Genomic DNA, 24588 nt, shown 5'->3' on the forward strand with positions numbered 1-24588 from the left:
CGGGCCGGACTTCCCGTATCTCCTCACGGGGATGGCGGGAGACCGCGTGCACGGAAGGAGAACAGCGTGTCGATACCGCCCGAACCGGGCCGGACGACGAAGCGTCCCACGATCGAGCCCACCTACGTCATGCGCCGGCGCAGGACCGAGGCCCTGGCCGAACTGCTGCGCGAGTTCGAGCTCTACAAGGGGACGACCGCCCCGAACGACGAGTACGAGACCGTCGCCGTACCACCGACCCCCGCACCGGAACGGAAGCGGACCCCCGCACCGGAACGGAAGCGGGCCCGCGAACCGGAACGGAAGCGGACCCCCGCACCGGGGTCGAAGCCGGCTCCCGAGCGGATCCTGCCCCGGACGGAGTACGAGACCGAGGAACTGCCCCCGGTCATGGTCGGCGAGGACTTCGGCTCCGGTGCCGTCCCGCGCGGTGAGCGGCGGCAGCGGCGGCGCCCGGCACCCGGCGGTGGATCGGGCCTGAAGCGCGCGGCGGTGGTCGTCGGTGTCGGCGCGGCGGCCCTCATCGGCTTCGGCGCGGCGCTCCTGCTGCCCGGCGGTGACACGGAGAAGGAGGCACGGGCCACCACCCCGCCCCCCGCCCCGTCCGCCCCCGCGTCCTCGGCCCCGGCCCAGGACGACGGCGTCGACCCGGACGGCCCCGGCACCCTGCGCGAGGGCGACAGCGGCCCCGAGGTCGCCGAACTCCAGCAACGGCTGCGGCGTATCCCCAACGTGTACGACGACGGCTCCACCGCGGGTAGGTACGACGCCGTACTGAAGGAGGCGGTGGCGCGCTTCCAGCTCTGGTACGGCATCCGGGGCGACGAGACGGGCGTGTACGGCAACGACACCCGCCAGGACCTCGAATCCCGCACCACGCTCGAGGTGTATTGATCACGACCTGCCGACGCCGGCCGGGACCGGCGTATCCGGGTTGTTGCCCCGCCCCGAACGGACCATCCTGGCCATATGGTGACGAAGGCGTCCGGCGCGTCGCGGGCTGCCACGGCCGGTGAGGCGATGGCGGTGGTCGACGCGCGCGGCCTCGTCGCGGGGTGGAGCGAGGGGGCCCGCCGCCTCACCGGGTACGCAGCCGAGGAAGTCACCGGGCGAGCGGCGGCCGACCTCGTCGACGGTGACGCGGCGGCCGTGTGGCGGGCGCTGCTGACCCACGGTGACGCGGTGGCCGGCCTGCGCTACCGGGACGGGCGGCGGCAGGCGGTGGCGCTGCGGATGTGCCCACTGCGTGGCGGGGCGGGCGAGGGGCGGCGGTTCGTCGTGCAGGCGGCCCCCGACCCCACCGAGCGGGGCCTCGGCGAGCTTGCCTTCAAGCAGGCGTCGATGTCCATGTCGGTCTTCGACACCGGACAGCGCTATCTGCGGATGAACGACTGGGCGTGCCAGGTCATGGGGCAGCCCGAGGCAGAGTTCCGCCACCAGTACTTCCTCGACACAGTGGAGGACGCCGAGCACAGCCGGGGCTTCCTGCGCCATCTGGAGATCGTGGCGGAGACGGGGCAGCCGGTCCGCTACGAGAGCTGGACCCGCTCGCCGTCGGGCCGCCGTATGCACGCCTGGACCTCCGAGATGTGGCCGGTGCGCGACGACACCGGCGAGCTGATCGGCACCGCACTGGCCGCGTTCGACAGCAGCGAGCAGTACTGGGCCCGCCAGCGCCTGGCCCTGCTGAACGAGGCCGCCGGGTCCATCGGCACCAGGCTCGACGTCGTCCAGACCGCCCGCGAACTCGCCGGGCTGGTCGTGCCCCGGCTCGCCGACTTCGCCAGCGTCGACCTGCTGGAATCGGTGCTCCAGGGCGAGGAACCCGAGATGGGCCCCCTGGACGGAGGGGTGGAACTGCGTCGGGCCGCCCACCACTCCGTCACCCCCGGTGTCCCGGAGGCGGCCATCGAGCTGGGCGCCGCCGACGTCTACCCGCCCTTCTCCCCACCCGCACGGGCCCTCCTCTCCGGCGCTCCCGTGCTCACCCGCACCGGCGACGACTCCCTCGACTCCTGGTTCGCCGACCACGGAACCCGCTCCGCCAAGCTCCAGGAGGCCACGGACCACGATCTGTCCCTGATGGCCGTACCGCTCGTGGCGCGCGGCACGACTCTCGGCGTGGCGGTCCTCGTCCGGTCGCTGACCCCCGAGCACCCCGACGCCTTCGACCAGGACGACGTCTCGCTCGCCGAGGAACTCTCCAGCCGGGCGGCCGTCTGCGTCGACAACGCCCGCCGCTACACCCGGGAACGCACGACGGCGCTGGCGCTCCAACGGAGCCTGCTGCCGAAGGCGGTCGCCGGACAGGCGGCCGTCGAGTTCGCCTCCCGGTACCTCCCCGCGCTGTCACAGGCCGGAGTGGGCGGCGACTGGTTCGATGTGATCCCGCTGTCCGGGACCCGGGTGGCGCTGGTCGTCGGGGACGTCGTCGGCCACGGCATCCACGCCTCCGTGACCATGGGGCGTCTGCGCACGGCCGTGTGGGCGCTCGCCGACGTCGACCTGCCGCCCGACGAACTCCTCACCCATCTCGACGACCTCGTCGAACACCTCGCGGCCGGCGACGACACGGGCGAGGCGGAGATCGGCGCCACCTGCCTGTACGCGGTGTACGACCCGGTGGACCGCAGCTGTTCGATCGCCTCGGCCGGCCATGTGCCCCCCGTGGTGGTGCGCCCGGACGGCGGCGTCGAGGTCGTCGAGGTGGTCGCGGGCCCGATGCTCGGCGTCGGCGGACTCCCCTTCGAGGCGACGGAGCTGGCGGTACCCGAGGGCTCGGTCCTCGCCCTCTACACGGACGGCCTGGTAGAGGCCCGGGACCGTGACGTCGACACGGGCACCGCCGCCCTGTGCGACGCGCTGGCAGGATCGGTGGGCAGTCTGGAGAAGGCCTGCGACACGGTGCTGAAGGCGCTGCTGCCCGACACCCCGGCCGACGACGTGGCCCTGCTGGTCGCCCGCACCCGGGCCCTCGACGCCGAGCAGGTGGCCGTCTGGGACCTCTCCGACGACCCGGCCCTGGTCTCCAACGCGCGCAAGCTCGCCACCGACCAGCTCACCCGCTGGGGCCTGGAGGAGTCCGTCTTCGTCACCGAACTGGTCGTCAGCGAACTCGTCACCAACGCCATCCGCTACGGCGGCGCTCCCATCCAGCTCCGGCTCATCCGTGACCGCACCCTGATCTGCGAGGTGTCCGACGCCAGCAGCACCTCGCCCCATCTGCGACGGGCCCGCAGCTTCGACGAGGGTGGCCGGGGCCTGCTCCTGGTCGCCCAGCTCACCGACCGCTGGGGCAGCAGGCCGAGCGGCGCGGGCAAGACCATCTGGGCCGAGCAGGCCCTGCCGCCGAGCCTGTGAACGGCTGGGCGCGGCCCACGCCACCGCCGAGCCCGTGAACTACCGTCGGGGGCGGCTCACGCCACCCCCGACAGCCTCATCGGCGCAGGAGAGTCACTTCCTGCGCAGGCGCACCGACACCCCGTGCGCCGTGTGGACCTGCTCGGCCGTCCAGCCCTCGACGGCCACGGAGACCCGGGCGAACCGGCCCCGCAGGGAGCGTGCCCCGACGACCGCGACCGTGCTGCCGGATCGCGGCGCCTGCTCGGCGTCGAAGCGGATCACCAGCGCGCTGCCCCGCTCCAGGACGGCGTGCCCGTCCACCACCAGGGCGGGCGCCGCGCCTCGGTCCAGCGTCACGTCGAGGACACCGGACTGCGCGTAGCCGCCGCGCACCCGGACGGAGTGGTCGCCCGTGCTCAGCGTGCCGCCCTTCACCCGGACGTCACCCCGCCCGAACGCCTCCTTGGAGCCCGCGGCGAGGACACCGCCCTCCACGACGGTGCCGCCCGTGTACCGGTTGGCACCGGCCAGCGTCAGCGCACCGCTGCCCCGCTTGACCAGCCCGCCCGGGCCACAGATGTCGTTGCGCCAGGTGTCGGCTCCGTGGAAGCCGCCGAGCGCCGCGTCCAGTGTGACGGTGACGTCCGCGTCGAAGGCGCCGTATCCGTCGGCCGCCTGGAACAGGTTGAGCCGGCCCCACTGCTCCCAGCCGTCCAGCAGCACGTACCCGGACGGCAGCGCGGTGGTGCGCAGCACCTCGCGCCGCTGTGCCGCGTCGAGGTACGGCAGCCGTGTCTCCAGCAGGACCTCGGCGCCCTTCGGCACGGTCAGGTCCTGGGAACGCCCGCGCCGGGTCAGCACGTACGTCAGCTTCGGCTCGACCATGCGGGCGTTGGCCCCGCGGTCGGCGTACGGGTCGGTGTCGGTGCCCGCCGAGTGCGCGTAGGCGAACAGGGTGTCGGCGGTGGTGCCCGTCTTCGCCTGGAAGTACTCGGCGGCCTGCTTGCGCGCGGCGGCCTTCAGCTCCGCGTTCCCGGGGTCGGCGAGCGCGGCGGCGGCCAGGGCCGTGGCCATCACGCGACCGCCGACGACGTCGAGCGCGGAGTGCATGCCCGAGACGATCCGGTCGTGGCTCGCTTCGAAAGCGCGGGTCACCATCTCCTGGAACCGCTCCGGTACGGCGTACGCGTAGGCCAGGGCCGCCAGGTGCAGGGCGTTGGTGTGTCCGCTGGGGAAGCCGCCGTCCGTGGCCGCGTCCTCGCCGCGCTGCCGCAGGAGCTGGGGGACCACGACGACGTCGGACTCGTACACCGGGAACCCGAACTCGTCGATCCGGCCGGTGTCGACGACCTCGCTGTTCTCGTTCATGCGCCAGGGGCGGGGGTACTGGTACGAGAACTTGGCGGGGTTGCTCGACGCGAACGGCCCGCGTACGGCGTTGACGAGTTCGGCCACCTTCCCGAGCTCGGAGGTGGTCGAGCCGGCGCCGTTCGCCGAGCCGGCGGGAGCGTCGGCGGGGACGGAGTCGCTGATCTTGCCCGGCGGCGTGCCGTCCGGGGCGGAGGTGATCGCGGTGACCGCCTTGGCGCCCGTCCGGTACAGCTCCGCGAGCGGGCCGAGGCCGCTGATCACCGAGTAGCTCTGGTGCTGCCGGTCGGTGATGAACGCCTCGCGTGCCTGCGCCTCGGTGCGCCGGGAGGTGATACGGGCGCTGTAGCGGAGGTTGGCACGCGACACCTCCGGCATGAGCGGAACGCCCGTGTTCCAGGCGTCCCCGGTCTTCCAGATCTCGGCGAAGCCGCCGAGGGCGCGGACCACGGCGTTGGTCTCGGGGGTGAGGTTCGCCGTGGTGTTGGTGGTGTAGTCGTCGACGAACGCGGCGAACGCGGTGGCGGCCTTGGCCTCGGGGGCCTGCCACAGGTTCGCGAGAGTCGGAGCGGCGACCAGGCCGGCCGACACGCCGAGGGAGTTCCTGAGGAAGACGCGGCGGTTGAGCGTGTGGTGCCCGGCAGATGACGGCATGGAGGCGCCGCTCCTTTCGCGGTGTGATGATCGTGCGGGCTGAGCGTGAGGTTGACGTGTGACCGGTGGATGTCCGGTCGGCGACCGGACGGTGATCAGCGGTCGACCGGTCGAAGGAGAGTCTGCGCGAGCGTCAACGCCCCATCGACCGGAGGCACTTGGAGCACATGCGGTCGCGCGGACGGTACAGCGTCGAACAGCGCTTCGGCGAATGCGGAGTACAGGGCGGGCCGGGACAGGATCGTTCCGCCGGCCACCACCACGTCGTCCACGAAGGCCCCGCGGGAGGCGAGTCGCGCCACGAGTGAGGCGAGCGCACGGCCCCCGTCGGCGATCACCCGGCGGGCGGGAAGGGACCCCTCCTCGGCGGCCTCGAACACCACGGGAGCATGTCGGCCCCAGTCGGCGGACGGGGCCGTGGTGGCTTCCAACGCCCCACCGAGAGCCGGGACTTCACTCACGCCGAAGGCGGCGAGGAGCCGGTCGCCGAGCGCGTCGGGCGCCTCGCCCCCGTCGTGCGCCGCCCAGACGGCACGGGCCGCCTCACGGACCAGCCCGGCGGCGCCGCCCTCGTCGCCGAGGAGCGCGCCCCAGCCACCGACCTGCAGCGAGGTGCCGTCGGCGGACCGGCCGACGGCCACCGAACCGGTGCCGGCGACCAGACCCACCCCCCGGTCGAATCCGGCGGCGGGGACCAGCAACTCGGCGTCCCCCACCACCAGGCACGGCACCTGAAGCCGTTCCTGGAGAGCCAGACGTATTCCCTCGCACTGCCTGGGCGTCTCGCAGGCGTGGGCACCGACGGCCACGGCGGACGGGAGGGTGTGCGACGGCAGCACCTCTCCCACCAGCGTGGCCAGCCAGTCGGCGGCGGTCACCGGGTCGTGCGGCCACCAGCCGCGGCTCGTACGGATGTGATCGGCGACGAGGTCCGTCCCCGTGACAGCACGGAGATGGGTCTTGGTGCCGCCCACGTCGATACCGACCGCGACGGGTCTGGAGTCCTGCACGGAGGCCTCTTTCGTCGTTGCGTTGCGATGGCGCAGCGACGGCTGGGCGAAACCGTGCCTGGACACACTGGGTCTGTGGGGGTGCTCGGGAAGCCCCGGGACGGGCCTCTGCTGGTGCGGCAGGCGAGTACCGCTTGACTTCGTTAGGAAATTAACTAACGAATTAGGGTGCGTCAAGGGTTCGGACCGGATGCCCGCACGACCGTGCGGCCGGATGATCGCGGCAGGGACTGGGGAGAGCATGCAACTGAGCGAGAGCGCCCGCGCTGTGTTCGCCGTACTGGCCGCGTCGAGCACCGCCACCCGCCCTCAACTGGCCACCGGGGCACGCCTGTCCAAGCCGACCGTCTCCTCCGCCGTGGCCGAGCTGGAGGCCGCCGGACTCGCCGCACGCTCGGGCACCCTCAACGGCGGTACGGGCAGGTCGGCGGCCGTGTACGACCTCGGGCGCGCCGCCGGGGGAGTCCTCGCCGTCGACCTCGGCCCCGCCGTCACCCGGGCGCGGCTCTGCGCCCTGGACGGCACCCTGCTCGCCGAGGGCACCGGCTCCCGCGAGGAGGCCGCCGACGTGGTGCGCGAAGCGCTGTCCGCGCTCCCCGTCGGCGCTCCGCTGCGCACCATCGTCGTGGCCGTCGGTGACGTCACCGCGCGCGCCGAGGAAGGCACCGTCCGTCCGGCGACCGCCAAGGCGAGACCCGTCTTCGACGCGGTGGCCGTGGCCCTGCCGCCCGGGGTGCCCGTCCACCTCGAGAACAACGTCAACTGCGCCGCGCTCGCCGAACTGCACGAGGGCGCGGCTCGCGGCCGGCACACCTTCGGCTATCTGCGGATCGGTGTCGGTATCGGTCTCGGCATCGTCGTGGGGGGCCAGGTACTGGCCGGGGCCAACGGGGCCGCCGGAGAGCTCGCCCGGCTGCCCTACCCCTGGGACGACGACCTGGAGCCCCGTCACGAGGCCCTGGAGGAGTACATCGGCGCCCGCTCCCTGCTGCGCCGGGCCGCCGAGGCCTGGCCGGAGCCCGCCGGTTCATGCCCTCGTACCGTCGACCAGTTGTTTTCGCTGGCCGGACAGGGCGGCACCGCCCGCGCGATCGTCGACCGGCACGCGGTGGATGTGGGCCGGATCGCCGCCGCGGTGACTGCGGTACTGGACCCCGGGCTGCTCGTCCTGGGCGGCAGCACCGGTGCGTTTCCGCAGCTCCTGCCCGGTGTGCGGGCCGAGCTGCAGCGGCTGAGCTGGCCGACCGAAGTGGTCAGCAGCCAGGTCGGTGATCTCGGTACCGTGGTGGGCGCGGCACGGCTCGCGGTCGCCAGAGGAGTCCAAACCGTGACCGAGGCGGGGCGGATGAAGGATTGACGGTTTCGGACTCGGTCTGCCAATGTCCGGACAAGCGCTTTCTAAGTCGGCCGGGACGCCGGCTTGGGGCGAGCCTCCCGCCTGTACTCGACGTACGGCAACCGCACGAGGGCGTGCCCGTGCGGTGACAGCCAGAACGGCTGGGGATCCCGCCCCGCGTGGACGACGCGGCCGGGCGAGGCTGCGCCCGGAAAGCGAGTTTCCTGCACACTGCACCCGTGCCGCCTCGGTCGGCGCCGTGCTCTGTCCCCATCCGACGAAAAAAGGGATCGAAGATGACCACTGTGGGTGTGCGGCGCTCCCGCCGACTCGGCCGCGGCGGTAGGCGCCGCCTGGTTCCCCTCGCTGCCGGTGTCTCGGCGGCCGCCCTGCTGCTCTCCGCCTGCGGAGGGGAATCCGACTCGGGCGGTACCTCCAAGTCGCTGACGTTCTGGATCTCCACGGTTCCGGGTCAGGACGCCGGCTGGAAGAAGATGGTGGCGCAGTACGAGAAGGAAACCGGCGTCAAGGTCAAGCTCGTCAACATCCCCTACGACGGCTACGCGACGAAGCTGCGCAACTCCGCGCAGGCGAACTCGCTGCCCGACGTGGCGGCCGTGCCGGCGCTCGACCCGATCTGGTCGAACAAGCTGATCGACCTCGGCGACATCGCCAACAACAAGACGAACAAGATCAACGCCAACTTCGTCGCCAAGGACTCGTCCGGGAAGGTGCTGTCCATCCCCTCGGACGTCACCGCGTCCGGCATGTTCATCAACAAGTCGCTCTTCGAGAAGGCCGGCGTCGACTACCCGACCTCGCCCGACAAGACCTGGACCTGGACCGAGTTCATCAAGGCGGCGAACGAGGTCCGGGAGAAGACCAAGGCCAAGTACTCCCTGACGTTCGACCAGTCGCCGTCCCGGCTGCGCGCCATGGTGTACGAGATGGGCGGGAAGTACGTCCACGCCGACGACTCCGGCAAGTTCTCGGTGGACGAGGCGACCAAGAAGGCCGTGAACACCTTCGTCGGATGGAACGACGACAAGACCATGCCGAAGTCGGTGTGGACCAGCGGCGCCGACCCGTCGGCCATGTTCCAGAGCGGTGACGTCGTCGCCTACTGGTCCGGCGTGTGGCAGGTCGCCGCCTACGCGGAGAGCATCACGAAGTTCGAGTGGGCGAGCGTCCCGACCCCCGCCCAGCCGGTGCAGGCCAGTGACGTCAACAGCGGCGGCATGACGGTGGGCTTCAACAACAACGCCGACGCGGCCGCCGCCGCGAAGAAGTTCCTGTCCTGGCTGTACGAGCCCGACCACTACAAGGCGCTGTGCGAGGCCTCCGGCTTCCTGCCGGTCGAGAGCGGTCTGAACCCGAAGTACCCCTTCAAGTCCGAGGCGGCGCAGGCGGCGTTCAAGCTCTACAACGAGTCGATCCCGCTCTACGACCCGATCTCCGGCTACTTCAACAGCGCGCAGACGAACTGGGTGCTGAAGGGCAAGAGCCTCGCAGACGACCCGACCAAGGCGGAGCTCGGCAAGGCGATCAACGGCGAGCAGTCGGCCGACAAGGCCCTGCAGAACATCGTGGACGGCTACAACCAGCAGGTCGGCGGCTGACCATAGGCCGACGGGCCGGACGGCGGGGCCGAGACCCCGCCGTCCGGCCCGCGGACACCGCCCACGTGATGCCGGGCTCATGGCCTGAGCCTCCAGGAACCCATTCCACCAGCACGGAGTCAGGAAGATGACCAAACGCGCCCCGGACGCTTCGGACGTGTCCGTGAGCCCGCCCAGGAGACGAAGCAAGTACACCCTCGCCCCGCTCGTCCTCATCTCGGGCAACGTCGTGCTCTTCGCGCTGTTCTTCCTCTGGCCGGCGGTGATCGGGCTCGTCTACTCCTTCACGAACTACACGGGCGTGGGCGCGTTCCAGTTCGTCGGACTGGACAACTACCAGAGGCTGATCGGGGACTCGACCTTCTACGCCGCGACGACCCGCACGCTGCTGTACACCGTGCTCTTCGTTCCGCTGAACTTCGTGTTGTCGCTGCTCATCGCCAACGTGCTGGTGAGCAAGAACGCCAAGGGCGCGTCGGTCGCCCGCATCTTCTTCTTCATCCCGTGGCTGCTGTCGCCCATCATCGTGGGTGTCCTGTGGCGGTGGCTGTTCGGTGAGAACTTCGGACTGGTCAACTACTTCATCGAGAAGGTCGGCGGAAGCGCCGTTCCCTGGCAGTCGAACGCGGACCTGTCACTGCTCGTGGTCGTGGTGGCGGCGGCCTGGGCCTGGACGGGCTTCTCCATGCTGCTGTTCATCGCGGCGATCAAGAACGTCCCGACGTCGTACTACGAGGCTGCCGCGCTCGACGGCGCCGGTCCGTGGCGCCAGTTCTTCAGCATCACACTGCCGAGCATCGCCCCCACGTCCTTCATCGTGATCCTGCTCAACACGATCCACGCGATGAAGGAATACGCGGTGTTCGCCTCCCTCAACAACGGTGGACCCGGAACGTCGAACAACCTGCTGGTCCAGTACATCTACCAGACGGGGTTCAAGTCGGGCCAGATCGGCTACGCGAGCGCCGCGTCGTTCGTGCTCATGCTCATCCTGATGGCCGTCGCGATCATCCAGATGTTGGTCAACCGGCGGGTGGAGAACCGATGACAACCACAGACACAGTGCGCAAGGTCGACGCCGACTCCGTGCCGGCCGTCCCCAGGAAGCGGCGCCGCGGCGCGGCGAGCGGCGGGCTTCGGCGCGCGATTCCCGCGACGACTCTGCTGTGGGTGCTCGCGGCCCTCTACGGGGTGCCGGTGCTGTGGTTCGTCCTCAGCTCCCTCAAACCGGCGGGAGACCTGTTCTCCCTTCCGCTGACGGTGTTCCCCGACGACCCGACCGTGTCGGGTTACAAGGAAGCGTGGGCGAGCTCCAACTTCTCCGAGTACTTCATCAACACGACCATCGTGTGCGTGATCGCGACGATCCTCACGGTGGGGGTCAGCTGCTGCACCGGGTACGCGCTGGCCAAGTACGACAACAAATGGCTCAAGGCCTTCTTCCTCTGCATCCTGGCCACCACGATGCTGCCGGCCGAGGTCATGCTCGCCCCGCTGTTCCTGGTGGTCCGCGACCTCGGCTTCTACAACTCGCTCTCCGGCATCATCCTCCCGGCCCTGCTCACCGCGACCGGCTGCTTCATGTTCCGCCAGTTCTTCCTGACGGTCCCCGACGAACTCATCGAGGCCGCCCGCATCGACGGCGCGAAGGAGCTGTCGATCTTCCTGCGGATCATGGTGCCGCTCTCCCGGCCCATCATGCTGACGCTCGCCATCCTGTCGTTCCAGTGGAGGTGGAACGACTACATCTGGCCGCTGCTGATGCTGAACGACCCCGAGAAGTTCACGGTGCAGATCGGCATCCAGAGCCTCGTCGGCGCGCAGAACATCAACTGGTCGGTGCTGCTCGGCGGATCGGTCATCTCCATGGTCCCGCTGATCGTCGTATTCCTGGTGTTCCAGAAGTACGTCATGAACGCCGACATCAACGCCGGACTGAAGGACTGACCTTGCCCACCCCGCTCGACCACGAGTTCGTCCGCGCGGCAGCCCGCGCCGCCGACCGGCTGGCCACCCCGCTGGCGGCCGACCCCGACGAGGAACCCGCCGGTGTGCCGCACCGTGGTCTGGCGCTGCGGGTGAAGACCCTGGTCGCGGCATACCGCTCCCCGGACTCGGCCCTGCACGGCAGCGCGCGGGCCGTCGCCGCCGCGACGACCCACCTGCGCGCACTGCGGGCCACACAGACCACCACCGGCCTCTTCGCCGGCGGCGACAACGTGCAGTCACCCCCGGACTCCGCGTTCACCGTCAACGACGTCTGCGACGCGCACCTCCTCGCCGCCGACGCCGGACCGGCACTGCGCGAGGTCACCGCCGCGCTCGCCGACATCGCCGGCGCCGCCACCGACAGCCTCCTGACCGGCGGGGTGCACACCCCGAACCACCGCTGGGAGCTGTGCGCGGCACTGGCCCGTCTGCACCGGTCCTTCCCGGACCACCGGCTGCTCGACCGCGTCGAGGAGTGGCTCGCCGAGGGCGTCGACATCGACGCGGAGGGCCTGTACTCGGAACGCAGCGCCAACTACGCGGCCCATGTGTCCAACCCATCGCTGCTGCTCCTGGCCGAGGTGCTCGGCCGCACCGACCTGCTGGACGCCGTCGAACGCAACCTCGCCACCACCCTGGACCTGATCAGGCCGGACGGCACGGTGGAGACCGTTCACTCGCGCCGCCAGGACCAGCACCAACCCTTCCCGCTGACGCCCTACCTGCCGCACTACCGGCTGCTCGCGATCCGCACCGGCCGGGGCGACTTCGCCCGGACGGCACGGCTGGCGGCCGCCGCCGGCATCGACGACCCCGACCTGCTCGCCCAGACCCTCCTCACCCCGGACCTGTGCCGCGCCCTGCCGGCCCCGGCAGCGGAGACACTGCCGCGCGACCGGTACCTCACCACCGCACGCCTAGCCGCCCGCGCCACGGCCACCGCGCACACCGTGGTCTACGGCGGCTCCGATGTGCCCGAGCACCGGCGCATCCGCTCGGGCCTCGCCTGCAACCCCACGTTCCTGCGCCTGTTCGCCGGTGACGCAGTCCTCGACGCGGTCCGCCTGACACGGGGGTTCTTCGACCTGGGCCCGTTCCGCGCCGCCGACATGCGACAGACCGCCGAGAACCGGTACCGGCTCACCCAGACCCACACCGCCGCCTATTACCAGCCGCTCCCGAAGGACCGGAGGCTGGACGAAGGCGTCTACCAACTGGGGGACGAGGGACGCTTCTCGGCCGCGATGGCCTTCCCGGACCGGCCCCGGGACGAGGTCTCCCACACGACCCGCGTCGAGGTGGACCTGCGGGAGGACGGTGCCGACCTGCGGATCGACATCAGCGGACCCCGGGTGCCCTGGGCACTCGAACTGACCTTCCGGCCCGGGGGCGTACCGGAGGGCGCCGTACCGATCGGCGACGGACGCTGGTGCCTGACCACCGGGCCGATGACCTACCGGGTCGGCGACGACGAGATCCGGGTCGAGGCCGGCGTGGAGGCGGGCGAACCGCTCGCCGGGCCGGACCGGAGCGAGGTACTGCGGTACGACCCCGGTCAGGACTACTCCGTGGTGGGCGGCACCGACGCGACGACCGGGAACCGTGTCTACCTCGGTGGACTCGGCCCCCACACACTGACCCTCGCCCTGCGCGCACGCCGGCCCGCACCCGGCGTGTGACGCCGCCGAACCACGCCATGGCCACCCCGGACAGTAAGTGCTGAACCCCGTGCACCTCCCACGCCGGCTCGGTTCGCTGCACGTCCAGCCGGCACTCCGGGGGCGTACGACGCCGCTTTCGCAACAGGCCTGGACCGGGCCTCGCCGAAGGATCTCCGGCCTTTCCCGGACCTCCGCCGTCGCTACGGTCGCGCCTCCGGTCTCGGCATCGCCGCCTGCGGCACCACGAGGTCCGCGTGGCGCCTGGTCGCCGCCACCAGATCGGCGTTGCGCTGGTCCGTGCCCAGGACCCAGGTGACCGCCTCTTCGTGCGCCTTGCCGAACTCCTCGTGACGGGCGACCAGCCGGCGTACCCGCTCGGGCTCGTCGAGATCGCAGAACCACACCTCGTCCAGGTGCGAGCGGACACATGGCCAGGTTCCGCGGTCCAGGAGGAGGTAGTTCCCCTCGGTGACGACCAGACGGGCGCCGGGCGGCACCGGGATCGAGCCGGCTACGGGCTGTTCCAGCGTGCGTTCGAAGCTCGGGGCGTAGACGATCCCGTCCTCGTCGCCGCGCAGCCTCTCCAGCAGCGCCGCGTAGCCCGCCGCGTCGAAGGTGTCCGGTGCCCCCTTGCGGTGTCGGCGGCCCAGGCGGTCGAGTTCGGCGTCGGCGAGGTGGAAGCCGTCCATCGGGACATGGGCGACCCAGGGCTCGCCGTCGCCGTTCAACGTACAAGTCAGCCGCTCGGCCAGGGTGGTCTTGCCCGCGCCGGGGCTCCCGGTGATGCCCAGCAGGGCCCGGCGGCCGGGGCGGACGAGGCAGGCGGCCCGCTCCAGCAGAAAGTCGAAGGTCAGGGACATGCGCACGACGGTAGACCGGACCGGCGTACTCGGACACCTGGTCGTGCCCGACGACCGCGCTCGCGCTGCTCCAGCGCGCCGCACAGCAGTACGTGTGGTCGCCGCCTCACGCGGGAGAGCGCCGCCCGGCGCGACGCCGCCCAGGTCATGTACGTCCCTCACGACCACGAACTCGGCGTCCACGAGCACTACGGCTGTCTGACCGAGACGGCGCTGATGGATCTGGAGGACCTGGAGCACAACACCCGCGACGGCCTCCACATGGCCTCCCTCGCCGGCACTCGGACGGCGCTCGGACGGCGCTCGTCGCGAGCGTCGGCGGGCTGCGTCACCACGGCACGACCGCCGGCTTCGCACCCTGCCTCCCCGAGCGCCTGAGCCCGCTCGCCTTCGGAGTCGTGCTGCTCGACACCTGTCTGCGCGTGGAGATCAGGCCCCGGTACGCCACCTGCGAACTGCTCTCCGGTGACTCGCTGACGATCCACCACCACGGCGAGCCGGTCACCCTCGACGGCGACGAACCCCGACGGCTGGACATCCCGCACCGAAGCCACCCGGCCCGGTACCGCGGCAGCCACCGCCCCGGCGCCCCGGCCACCCCCGTCGGCGGACGGACCGAGACCGCAGCCGGCCTCGTCTCCCGGTGACCGGCGGATCAGCCGCAGAAGGTGGACTCCAGCGTGCTGTTCATGGTCGCGTACACCGTGCCGTTGTTGGACGTGTTGGCGAACGAGGTGACACCGCGCTTGCCGTTCTTCGAGGTGAACGCCCAGGTGTAGTAGCCCTGCACGGTCCCCGTGTGCCCGTACACCGAGACCCCGCACGACAGATCACGCCGGCGCAGCCCCAGCCCGTACGCCTGGGTGCTGCTCACCGGTGTCCACCTCAGCATCTGTTTGAGCTGGGCGGCCGAGGTGAGCTTGCCCTTCACCAGCGCGGACATGAACTTGTTCAGGTCCTTGGCGCTGGACACCATCGCTCCCGCGCTCTGCGCCCACGACGCCGTCTGCTGGGTCGAGTCGATCTTCCGGCCGGTCGAGTCGGCGGTCATGTAGCCGCGGGAGTGCCGTCCCGGGATGGTGTTCTTCGGATGGACGTAGAAGGTGTCGGCCAGCTTCAGCGGCTTGATGATCCGGTCCTGGTACGCCGTCCCCACCGGCTTCTTCGTGACCTTCTCGATGAGCATGCCGGCGACGACGAAGTTGGCGTTCGAGTACGAGTAGGCCGAGCCCGGCTTGTTGGTGAGGGGCTTGGCGAGCGACAGGTCCATCAGCCGGCGATAGGTGAAGACCTTGTTGCGCACCTTCTCGAACCCCGCCACGGAGGGGGAGAACAGCGTGTTGGTGTACTCGTACAGACCGCTGCGGTGGCTGAGTACATGACGCACGGTGATCCGCTTGTCGGGCAGCAGGCCCGGCAGATACGTGTTGACCGGGGCGTCGAGCTTGACCCTGCCCTCGTCGACCAGTTGCAGCAGGACCACCGCCGTGAACGTCTTGGTGACGCTGCCGACGCGGATGCGGTCCCCGGTGCCGAGGACCCGCTTGGTGGTCCGGTCCGCGACACCCTCGGCCAGATGGTGCACCGTGCCGTTGTCGTCGACCCTGGCGAACGCGCCCGGCGCACCCTGCTTCAGCGCCGTGCGCAGCGCCTTCCGCAGCGCGGGCGTGTCGGGCCCCGTGAGCGGGGCCGCCTGGGCGGGGGCCGTCATGAGGGACAACATGACCGCGCCCAGCGTCGCCACGCCCGTGGCGGCCGTTCTCGAAACCATCTGATCCGTCTCCCGTCACCCGTTGTCATCGACAGGTGCATTGGAGTCGAGTGGTCACGGACAGTCAAGTAGCCAGGTGGGAAGGTGAGTTACCCGACTCGAAAGAGGGACGGTTCGGCGGGTCGGTTTCAGCCGCCGAACAACTGGGTCCAGTACGTACCGGCCGCGCCGCCGCCGACGAAGCCGACACCGATACGGGTGAAGCCGGGTTTCAGGATGTTCGCGCGGTGCCCGGGGCTGTCCATCCAGCCGCGCACGACCTCGGCGGCGGAGCGCTGACCGCAGGCGATGTTCTCTCCGATGGACCGCAGGGCGGAGCCGGCCGCCGCCGCGCGGTGCCACGGTTCGCCGCCGTCGGGGGAGGTGTGCGCGTAGAAGGCCCGCGCCACCATGTCGGCGCTGTGCGCCTGGGCTGCGGCGGTGAGGTGCGGGTCGGGGGAGAGCGGGGGCAGGCCGGCCGTGGCGCGCTCGGCGTTGGTGAGGGCGATGACCTCGGCGGCGGTCTGCCGAAGCCCGAGGGGGGAGAACGGGCGGGCCCACAGTGCCGTCCAGAACACGGTTCCCGAGCGGGGGTCGGGCGCGTGGCCGAAGCCGGTTTCGACGCAGGCCGGTTCGCACAGGGTCTGCCTGGTGCGTGGGTCGGAGAGGCAGTAGTCCACGAACTCGGCGGGGGTGCGGGGGCCGGAGACCAGGTGTTCGCCGATGGTGAGGTACGCGTAACCGCCTGCGGTGACACGTTGGTGGACGGAGAGGCCGTCGGTGCCCTCGGACGCGAGTCTGCCCTGTGCGGCCATCGCGGTGGCGTGGGCTCGGGCCGCCGTGGTGAGTCGGCGGTTCAGTGATACGGGCGGGGAACCCGCCGTGGCCCGGATGGAGTTGACCAGGGCGAGGAAGCCGTCCGAGTCGTGGGTCGGTGTGGATGTGGGTACGGCGCGTGCGCGTGGGGGCTGATCGCGCTCGCGCGGTGGAGCCGACCGTGGCGCAGCCCCGCGCCCGCTCCGGGGGCCCGGTGCGGACGCTTCCTCGATCACGTCCACGCCGAAGTCCCTCGCGACTCCCGCCAGTCCGTCCGCGTAACCCTGCCCGAGTGCCCGGACCTTCCAGCCCGTCTCCTTGTGGTACAGCTCCGCCAGGAGCAGTACGGTCTCCCGCTGGGGCCTCGGCGGTGTGAAGCGGGCGAGGGTCCGGCCGCCGGTCCCTGTGACGAGCAGGGTCGGGGCGGGCAGATGGCCCAACGGTGTGCCCGGGTCGGCGGGGCTGACGGCGACGGTGAGGCGGGTCGCGCCGGGGCGGAGGCCGAGGGGGTCCACCGTCAAGGTCTCGCCGGTCAGGCGGGCGCCCGGTGCGCTCGGCTGGTTGTAGAACACGAAGTCGGCGTCGCCCCGGACCCTGCCGGTGTCGTCGGTGATGAGCGCCGACACGTCGAAGGGGCCCGCGACCCTGATCGTCAGGGTGCCGCCCGGCAGGGGGAGATTGCCCCCGGGTACCAGCTCGCTCATCGGTGCCGTCCGTCGCAGTGACCGTCAGCCCGACAACGTCTCACCCCCGCAGGGCGGTTCCCGTGCCCTCCCGCGGCTCGCCGGCCAGGGCGTCCTGGCGGCCGGTGCGCATCGACCTCAGGGCCAGCAGCAGGACGCCGATGTCGTCCAGGTAGACCGGGTCGGGCACGAGGTCCGTGGGGAGGACGAGGTAGAGCACGGCGCCCCAGAAGACCCACTTGGGGCCCGTGGGGAGGCCGGCCCGGCGAAGTTCGCGTCGGGTGCGGACGAGCCGCAGGAGCAGCCACACGGCCACGCCCAGGACGGCGGCCGCGACCAGCGCGATCGCGATGATCACACCCCATGTCCAGGAATCCATCGGTCCCGCCCCTCGCTAGCGCCGGGCGTCGTGCCCGGCTGGTGCCCTGTCCATCGTCTTCCCTGCGCGGGCGCCGTGTATCGCGGCACGCGGGGGCGCGGGCGGGTCAGTGCGCGGCGCGGGCCAGGTTGTGGTCCACGAGGGCCTGGCTGACGGCCCGGATGGAGCGGGCGATGTGGTTGAGCTGCATGACCTCGGCGGCGTACATCTTGATGGTGTGCTCGATGACCGACTCGGACATGCCGAGGCGCGGCAGTTCGGAGCGGGCGGTCTGCAGCGCGGTGCGGGCGACGCGGATCTCGTGCTCGACCTGGATCTGGGCGTGGCGGGCGAGCAGGACCGGATGGCGCAGCATCGCCGGGTAGCTGCCGTAACGGGCCGGCACCAGCTCGCGCAACCACTTGGCCGCGGACCTCTCCCAGTCGTAACTGCCGGGTGTCTTGACCTGACACGGCCAGTCAGTACGGATCGGTGAGGAGGTGAGGGCCATGTTCAACGCTCCGGTCTTGCATCGACGCCAGTGGGTCCGACTCGGGTGGAGTCCGGGCGGCCCCGGTCTAGGGGATGGCCGGGGCCGCCTCACCCCGGGCGCCGTGGCGGGTAGGAGCGGACGGACCCGGGCGGACTGGGTGACCCGGCGTTGCACCGGGTCACGATCCGCGAGCAGTATTTATATATACCGATGAGTTTGCAAGGGCATGAAAAAATTCATGCCGGAGAAGTTGTGAATAATCCCCTGCTGTCCTCTCATGTGGGACGAAGGGGATCACTCCCTGAGGAAGAACTGGTGCTGCTCCGAGACCTGCTCGTACGCCTCCAGACGGGCCTGGGTCCGCTCCGGGTCGGCGTCCGTCATGGCCTGGAGCAGGGCGGAGGACATCATCACGGGGGCCGCGTAGGAGTCGAAGACCAGCCGTGATCCGGTCCCGGTGGCGAAGACGGCGTCGGCCTCGTCCGCGAGCGGCCCCAGCGCCAGGTCGGTGACCAGGGCCACCCTCAGCCCGGCGCCGTGGGCCACCCGCAGCGCGGTCAGGGTCTCCTGCGCGTGCCGGGGCATGGAGAACGCCAGCACCCAGGTGCCGCCGGCCTCCCGGGACTGCAGCAGGGTGTCGTAGGCGACCGTGCCGCCCTTCGTCACCAGCCGTACGTCGGGGTGGATGCGGCGGGCGGCGTACGCGAAGTACTCGGCGAGTGCGCCGGAGATCCTCAGGCCCAGGACGGTCAGCGGTGCCGAGCGGGACAGCGCGCGACCGATCTCGATGACCTGGTCGGGGTCGGCGAAGTCGCGCCGCAGGTTTTCCAGGTTCTCGATCTCGGCGTCCACGGCCGCCTGCAGTTCGTTGCTGCGGTCCGCCGCGGAGAGGCCCGGGGCGCTGCCCAGCGTGGCGAGGGCGATGGTCTGGAGCCGCTCCCGCAGGGCGGGGTAGCCGCTGAAGCCGACGGCCGCCGCGAACCGGGTCACCGAGGGCTGGCTCACGCCCACCCGCTCCGCGAGATCGGTGATCGACAGGAACGCCGCCTCGGTGATGTGCTCGATCAGGTACTGGGCGATCCGCCGCTGCCCGGGGGACAGCCGGGGCCCGTCGAACAGCTCCCTGAGCCGGGACGTGGGCGACTGCTCGGTGTCCGGCGCGGTCCGCCCGGACGTGATCGCTGATGCCTGCGCACGTGCCTGCTGCGGCGATGGCACCCGCGCGCCTCCTTCGTCTCCCACGACCACTCAACATAGCCCACGGCCCGGGAGGGCCCGCGGGAATCGGGCGATGCCCAGGGGCGGCGGACGGTCCACCGGGTCGGTCCCGCCCCCGCCGGGCGCCCTCGCGCGCGACCTGCGGGAACCCTGTTTCGGGCACACCATGGGGGTACCCGCACCCTGTCGTCCACACCAGGGAGAAACGCTCGTGACCCTGCCCAGTCTGCCCGTGTCCCAGGTGGAGGTCGTGCTCTGCGACTGCTCCGCCCAGGACGCCGAACGCGTCTTCGCCTGTCTGCGCGCCCATTTCGAGTCCGACCGGCGCCCCGACGATCCGCCGCACGAGACCGGCACCGACCGGCCGACGATGTGGACCGGCATGTACGACACGTCCGCCGTTCCCGCCGACGCCGAGGACCGTCCCGAAGCGCCGTCCGAGTCCGTCACGGTCGAGGTCCAGGGCAGCCCGCCCGCCGTACGGCTGCTGCGGGCTGCCCTCGAGGAGGAGTACACCGTGCACCAGGTGGGCGTGGACGCCGGTGACCAGGAGGTCCAGTTGCAGCTTCGGGTCGAGGGAAGGCAGGGGCGCGGCCGATGACGACCTTGGGGGTGGGGCGGGGCCGCGCGGCGCGCGGTTCGGTGACAGAGGGGGCGGCGCGGGCGGGGCTGACCGCACGCGGCGTCATCTATCTGCTGGTCGGGGCGCTGGCCCTGCAGATCGCCTTCGGCGGGAGCTCGGAGCAGGCCGACCGCCAGGGTGCGCTCGCGGAGATCTCGGAGAAGCCGCTGGGCTCCGTCATGCTGTGGGCGCTGGGGATCGGCCTCGTGGGCATGGCACTGTGGCGGCTGTCGGAGGCCGTGTTCGGCGCGGTCGGCCCGGACGGCCGCAAGACGACGAAGCGGCTCGCGTCCGCGGCGCGCTTCGTCTTCTACGCCTTCGTCGCCTACTCGGTGCTGACCTTCGCGGCCGGTGACAACAGCGGTGGCGGCAGCGGCGGCGGTTCCAGCGACGAGCAGTCGCGGGACGTGACGGCGCGAGCCCTCGAACTCCCCGGCGGGCAGTGGCTCGTGGGCGCGGCGGGCGTCGGCGTGATCGTGGCGGGCGTGTGGATCGCGGTACGCGCCCTGATGCGCTCGTACCACAAGCATCTTCGGCTCGGTGAGATGTCCCGCCGCACGCGGCGGGCCGTCGATCTGACCGGGATGGTCGGCGGGGCCGCGCGCGGGCTGGTGTTCGCGGTGGCCGGCGGCTTCGCCGTTCACGCCGCCGTCGCGTACGAGCCGGACCGGGCCAAGGGCCTCGACGACACCCTTCGCTCCTTCGCCGAAGCACCGGCGGGCCCGGCCCTGCTGGCGTGTGTCGCGGCGGGCCTCGTGCTGTTCGGCCTGTTCTCCTTCGCCATGGCGCGCTGGCGCCGGGTGTGAGCCGCCCTCCGGGGAGGCTCGGGGCAACCGCAGTCACGCTGGGCCGGTACTGACACACGTGACCGATCCGCCACCTGGATTCACTCGTGTGAGTGAAGTGGTGCGGGTGTGTGCTTGCGCATCGAGGTCAGGGCGCCATCCAGGGAAGGGGACACCGACCCGACCGGGAGGACGCGTGACCGAGGTGTACGGCAACCAGGGCCGAGGCCGCGACGAGACCGAGGACGAGCGGGCCGACCGTCGTTGGGGCGAGCTCATCCAGGAGGTGCGGGTCGCCCAGACCGGGGTGCAGATCCTCTTCGGCTTCCTGCTGACCGTCGTGTTCACCCCGCGCTACGCGGACCTGCCACGGACGGAGAAGGACATCTACATCGCGACCGTGGTCCTCGGCGCGGCCGCCACCGGCGCCCTCATCGGACCCGTCTCCTTCCACCGGATCGTCGCCGGCAGACGCATCAAACCGGACGCGGTGCGCTGGGCGGCCCGGTTGACCGTCGTCGGCCTGATCCTGCTCCTCGCGACGATGACCGCGGCGCTGCTGCTGATCCTCCGGGTGGCCACCCACGACGCGTACGTGCCCTGGCTCGTGGCGTGCGTGGTCCTCTGGTACCTGTTGTGCTGGTTCGCGTTGCCGGCGTGGATCCGGGTCGCCGCGACCCGCAAGTGACACCGGGCGCCGTCGCCCGGGGAGCGAGGCCCTCCGATGGCGTGAAGCGTGGTGTTGCCTCCGTTCCGGGTGGTGCGCGAGCGTTCGGTGCCATGGACCGAGACCAGAGTCGTTCCGCCCCGCCCCTGACCCGCCGTCAACTCCTGGCCGCCACCGGGGCCGTAGCAGTCCTCGGCACCGCCGGCACCGTCGGATCGAGCACACCCGCCACCGCCATGCCCCGTACACCCGGCTCCGGCCTCTCCCTCACCTTCACCCGCGCCACCAACGGCTCGGCGACCCTAGCGCCCGCAGGCGACACACTGATCGCCGAGATCCAGAGCGGCCTGTGGTCCCTGCCGCGCACCGGCGGCACAGCGGTCCCCCTCACCCCGGCCGGCCTCGAACCCAACCGGCCCACGTACTCCCCGGACGGTACCCTCGTCGCGTTCTGTGCCTACCAGGGCGGCGGCTTCCATCTGTGGACCATGCGCCCGGACGGCTCCGACCTGCGGCAACGCACCGACGGCCCCTGGGACGACCGGGCGCCTGCCTGGTCGCCCGACGGCACCCGGCTCGCCTTCGGCTCCGAACGGGGCGGTGACCCCGGCAGCCCCCTGGGCGGCAGCCCGTACCGCATCCACATCCTCGACCTGAACAGCGGCGACATCACCCCCGTCACCGGCCTCCCCGGCCAGGACGGGCCCCTCCAGGACGGCAGGTGGGAGGACTTCGACCCCACCTGGTCACCGGACGGCACCCGGCTGCTGTTCGTGCGTGCCGAGGTCGTCACCTCGGGCACCACGCCGTCCGTGGAGTCCCGCACCGTCGCCGCGGTCGCCGCCGACGGCACCGGTACGGTCGTCGTGGAACACACCGAAACCGCCGCGGCCCAGATCATGACCCCGGCCCTCGCCCCCGACGGCCGCCTCGCGTACCTGCGCACCACCGCCTCCCCGAGCGGCTCCTGCACCCTCGTCGTCGACGGGAAGCCCCTCCCGGTCCACGGTGACATCGCACCCGTGCCGCCACGCTGGACGGCGCGAGGCGAACTGCTGCTGACCCTGGACGGCAGGTTCACCCTCGTACGCCCCGAAGCACCGACGCGTCCGCAAGCGATCCCCTTCGAGGGCGTGCTCCCGGTGGACCGGCCGCGCTACCGGGTCAAGGAGTACGACCTCGGGGAGGCCCGTGTACGGCCCGTGCGCGGCATCCATCTGCCCGCACTGTCGCCGGACGGCCGCAGCGTCGCCTTCGCCGCCCTCAACTCCCTGTGGCTGGGCGGTACTTCGGGCGGGCGCCCGCCGAAGCGGCTGCGGAAGTCGCCGCCGACCCGCTACCTGCTCGCACCCTCCTGGGCACCTGACGGAAGGTCCCTCGTCTACGCCGACGACCGCGACGGACTTCTCGGCGTGTACCGGCACGACCTCGCCACCGGTGACGAGACCGCGCTGGCGACCGGCGGCCGGGTCATGCCCGCCCTGTCCCCCGACGGACGGCGACTGGCCGCCCTCGACCTGACGGGACAACTCGTCGTACGCGACCTGGACAGCGGCGAGGAACGCGTCCTCGCGGCCCCGCTGGGCGGCGGAGGCCTCCCCGGCAGGCCGAGCTGGTCGCCCGACGGCCGGTACCTCGCCCTGTGCGATCGCAACCGTCTGGGTGCCCGCTTCCGCGAGGGCTACAACCTGATCCGAGTCGTGGACAGCACGACCGGCGCCGACCGGCTGCACGCGGTCGCGCCCCACACCTCGATCGCCGACCGCTACGACTCCGGGCCCGTCTGGTCACCCGACGGGCGCTCGCTGGCCGTGATCGTGGAGTCCGCGCTGTGCCTGCTCCCCGTCACCCCCGACGGCACCCCGCGCGGCGAACTGCGCACCCTCACCACCGAACCCGCCGACCACCCCACCTGGTCCGGCGACTCCACCACCCTGCTCTACCAGTCCGGCACCCGGCTCCGCCTCATCGGCGCGACCGGAGGCGAACCCCGGACCGTCCGTGTGCCGCTCGACCGCACCCGGCCCACACCCGCAGACACCGTCGTCCACGCCGGGCGCCTGTGGGACGGCACCGGTGAGAGTGTCCGCGACGACGTCGACATCGTCGTACGCGGCGGCCGCGTCACCGCCGTGGAACCGCACCGGGGCGGCCGCCGGGCCGCCCTGCGCCGCGTCGACGCCTCCGCGCAGACCGTGATCCCCGGCCTGTGGGACACCCACACCCACCCCTGGCACAGCACCTACGGCAGCCGCCAGGCCGCCGGACAGCTGACCTACGGCGTCACCACGGCCGTCTCCCTCGGCGGCTTCGCCTACGAGCAGGTCCGCATCCGCGAGGAGGTGAACGCCGGCCGACTCGCCGGACCCAGGCTGCTCACCACCGGCGAACTCCTCGACGGCGCACGTGTCGCGTACAGCATGGGACGCGCCCACCGGACGAAGGCCGGACTGCGCCGCTCCCTGGAGCGCGGCGCGGCGCTCGACTGGGACTTCGTCAAGACATATGTGAGGGCGCCCGGTTGGGTGATGAGCGAGGCCGTTCGCTTCGCCCACGAACGCCTCGGCGTACGCACCGGCGGCCACCTCCTCTCGCCGGGAGTGCAGCTCGGACAGGACCTGACGACCCATCTGCAGGCGACCCAGCGCGCCGAGTTCGGTCATGCCATCACCACGACCGGGCGAGCGCTCCAGGACGTGGAGGAGATCTACACCGCGCCGGGCATGGACTTCTCCCTCATCGCCACGCCCTTCACGGCAGCGCCCCTCATCGGCGCGGACCCGTCCCTCGCCGACGACCCCCGTGTGACCGTCGTGATGCCCCCCTGGGACGCCGCCTTCGTACGCCGGGCCGCGGGGGTCGCGCCGACACCGGCCCAACTGACCGCGTTGCGCACCGAGACCGACGTCTACCGGCGGATCCTCGCGGCCGGCGGCACCGTCGCCCTCGGCACCGACCAGCCGCTCGGCCCCGTGGGCCTCTTCCTCCACATCGCCCTGCGGGCCCTGCACGAAGGCGGACTCACCCCCGCCGAGACCCTGCGCACCGCGACCGTCCTCCCGGCCCGCCTCTTCGGCCTCGACGACCACCTGGGCACGGTCGAGACGGGCAGGCTCGCCGACCTGACCGTCGTCGACGGCGACCCCTTCACCGACTTCGCCGACCTGGTCCGTACGGTGTCCGTCCTCAGGGGCGGAGTCCCTCACGCCGCCGAGGAGTTGGTGGCCGCGTACCGGCCCACGGCGCGGCGCGCGATGGAGGCGGAGCCCGAGGAGGGCTGGCTGGAGGTCGGGCGGCTGATGCGACAGGACGGCTGCTGCCACCACGGCCACTGAGAGCCCGGACGCCCGCTCTGGC

At 71.6% G+C, this 24588-nt stretch carries 21 protein-coding genes; 13 read left to right on the forward strand and 8 right to left on the reverse strand.

The features are described from left to right. Window positions 1-66 precede the first annotated feature (66 nt). Complete coding sequence (locus ACFY9I_RS19225) at window positions 67-894, forward strand: peptidoglycan-binding protein (protein WP_391003045.1); 828 nt, start codon at window positions 67-69, stop codon at window positions 892-894. A 75-nt stretch (window positions 895-969) separates the two neighbouring features. Next, on the forward strand, window positions 970-3360 hold the full coding sequence (locus ACFY9I_RS19230) for a SpoIIE family protein phosphatase (RefSeq protein WP_391003047.1): 2391 nt from the start codon (window positions 970-972) through the stop codon (window positions 3358-3360). Window positions 3361-3453: 93 nt separating this feature from the next. Here ACFY9I_RS19230 and ACFY9I_RS19235 read toward each other — a convergent pair whose 3' ends face one another. Both ACFY9I_RS19235 and ACFY9I_RS19240 read right to left on the reverse strand, forming a co-directional pair. Next, the gene (locus ACFY9I_RS19235) at window positions 3454-5364 is read right to left on the reverse strand and encodes a phosphatase PAP2 family protein (RefSeq protein WP_391003049.1); all 1911 of its coding nucleotides are present in this window, start codon (window positions 5362-5364) and stop codon (window positions 3454-3456) included. 95 nt (window positions 5365-5459) lie between these two features. Beyond that, window positions 5460-6374, reverse strand: a complete 915-nt coding sequence (locus ACFY9I_RS19240) for a BadF/BadG/BcrA/BcrD ATPase family protein (protein ID WP_391003051.1) — start codon at window positions 6372-6374, stop codon at window positions 5460-5462. A gap of 241 nt (window positions 6375-6615) precedes the next feature. On the opposite strand from ACFY9I_RS19240, the gene ACFY9I_RS19245 reads away from it, so the two are divergent. The 5 genes from ACFY9I_RS19245 (at window position 6616) to ACFY9I_RS19265 (ending at window position 12997) form a co-directional block, all read left to right on the forward strand. Continuing rightward, on the forward strand, window positions 6616-7731 hold the full coding sequence (locus ACFY9I_RS19245; protein WP_391003053.1) for an ROK family protein: 1116 nt from the start codon (window positions 6616-6618) through the stop codon (window positions 7729-7731). Window positions 7732-8006: 275 nt separating this feature from the next. After that, window positions 8007-9329, forward strand: coding sequence for an extracellular solute-binding protein (locus ACFY9I_RS19250; RefSeq protein ID WP_391003055.1), 1323 nt, complete (start codon window positions 8007-8009; stop codon window positions 9327-9329). Between the two features lie 127 nt (window positions 9330-9456). Next, window positions 9457-10377, forward strand: a complete 921-nt coding sequence (locus tag ACFY9I_RS19255; RefSeq protein ID WP_391003057.1) for an ABC transporter permease subunit — start codon at window positions 9457-9459, stop codon at window positions 10375-10377. Next, window positions 10374-11276, forward strand: coding sequence for an ABC transporter permease subunit (locus ACFY9I_RS19260; RefSeq protein WP_391003059.1), 903 nt, complete (start codon window positions 10374-10376; stop codon window positions 11274-11276). The genes ACFY9I_RS19255 and ACFY9I_RS19260 overlap by 4 nt, the downstream gene beginning before the upstream one ends. A gap of 2 nt (window positions 11277-11278) precedes the next feature. Beyond that, window positions 11279-12997 (forward strand): hypothetical protein, encoded by a 1719-nt coding sequence (locus ACFY9I_RS19265; protein WP_391003060.1) that lies wholly within the window; start codon window positions 11279-11281, stop codon window positions 12995-12997. A 182-nt stretch (window positions 12998-13179) separates the two neighbouring features. Here the strand turns inward: ACFY9I_RS19265 and ACFY9I_RS19270 are convergent, their stop codons facing one another. Further along, window positions 13180-13839, reverse strand: a complete 660-nt coding sequence (locus ACFY9I_RS19270) for a nucleoside/nucleotide kinase family protein (RefSeq protein ID WP_391003061.1) — start codon at window positions 13837-13839, stop codon at window positions 13180-13182. Between the two features lie 147 nt (window positions 13840-13986). On the opposite strand from ACFY9I_RS19270, the gene ACFY9I_RS19275 reads away from it, so the two are divergent. Both ACFY9I_RS19275 and ACFY9I_RS19280 read left to right on the forward strand, forming a co-directional pair. After that, on the forward strand, window positions 13987-14217 hold the full coding sequence (locus tag ACFY9I_RS19275; protein ID WP_391003219.1) for a hypothetical protein: 231 nt from the start codon (window positions 13987-13989) through the stop codon (window positions 14215-14217). After that, on the forward strand, window positions 14214-14486 hold the full coding sequence (locus tag ACFY9I_RS19280) for a glycosyl hydrolase family 65 protein (RefSeq protein ID WP_391003208.1): 273 nt from the start codon (window positions 14214-14216) through the stop codon (window positions 14484-14486). The genes ACFY9I_RS19275 and ACFY9I_RS19280 overlap by 4 nt, the downstream gene beginning before the upstream one ends. 8 nt (window positions 14487-14494) lie before the next feature. On the opposite strand, the gene ACFY9I_RS19285 is transcribed toward ACFY9I_RS19280, so the two are convergent. The 5 genes from ACFY9I_RS19285 to ACFY9I_RS19305 form a co-directional block, all read right to left on the reverse strand. Further along, window positions 14495-15610, reverse strand: a complete 1116-nt coding sequence (locus ACFY9I_RS19285) for a serine hydrolase (protein WP_391003063.1) — start codon at window positions 15608-15610, stop codon at window positions 14495-14497. 128 nt (window positions 15611-15738) lie between these two features. Next, entirely contained in the window at window positions 15739-17109 is a 1371-nt protein-coding gene (locus ACFY9I_RS19290) for a CAP domain-containing protein (RefSeq protein ID WP_391003065.1), read from the reverse strand. A gap of 40 nt (window positions 17110-17149) precedes the next feature. Next, a complete protein-coding gene (locus ACFY9I_RS19295) occupies window positions 17150-17467 on the reverse strand; it encodes a DUF1232 domain-containing protein (protein WP_391003066.1) in 318 nt (105 codons plus the stop codon). Window positions 17468-17573: 106 nt separating this feature from the next. Beyond that, window positions 17574-17957, reverse strand: coding sequence for a hypothetical protein (locus tag ACFY9I_RS19300; RefSeq protein WP_391003068.1), 384 nt, complete (start codon window positions 17955-17957; stop codon window positions 17574-17576). Between the two features lie 276 nt (window positions 17958-18233). Next, window positions 18234-19157, reverse strand: a complete 924-nt coding sequence (locus ACFY9I_RS19305) for an SIS domain-containing protein (RefSeq protein ID WP_391003070.1) — start codon at window positions 19155-19157, stop codon at window positions 18234-18236. Window positions 19158-19368: 211 nt separating this feature from the next. Between ACFY9I_RS19305 and ACFY9I_RS19310 the strand changes: the two genes are divergently transcribed. From ACFY9I_RS19310 to ACFY9I_RS19325, 4 genes are all read left to right on the forward strand, one after another. Further along, window positions 19369-19758, forward strand: a complete 390-nt coding sequence (locus ACFY9I_RS19310) for a hypothetical protein (RefSeq protein WP_391003071.1) — start codon at window positions 19369-19371, stop codon at window positions 19756-19758. Beyond that, window positions 19755-20585 (forward strand): DUF1206 domain-containing protein, encoded by an 831-nt coding sequence (locus ACFY9I_RS19315; protein WP_391003073.1) that lies wholly within the window; start codon window positions 19755-19757, stop codon window positions 20583-20585. Before ACFY9I_RS19310 ends, ACFY9I_RS19315 begins: the two co-directional genes overlap by 4 nt. A gap of 175 nt (window positions 20586-20760) precedes the next feature. Beyond that, on the forward strand, window positions 20761-21252 hold the full coding sequence (locus ACFY9I_RS19320; RefSeq protein ID WP_391003075.1) for a DUF6328 family protein: 492 nt from the start codon (window positions 20761-20763) through the stop codon (window positions 21250-21252). Window positions 21253-21344: 92 nt separating this feature from the next. Then, window positions 21345-24566, forward strand: a complete 3222-nt coding sequence (locus ACFY9I_RS19325; protein ID WP_391003077.1) for an amidohydrolase family protein — start codon at window positions 21345-21347, stop codon at window positions 24564-24566. The last annotated feature ends 22 nt before the right edge of the window (window positions 24567-24588 follow it).

It is taken from the genome of Streptomyces sp. NPDC012510 (genome assembly GCF_042955065.1).
Classification (GTDB): domain Bacteria; phylum Actinomycetota; class Actinomycetes; order Streptomycetales; family Streptomycetaceae; genus Streptomyces.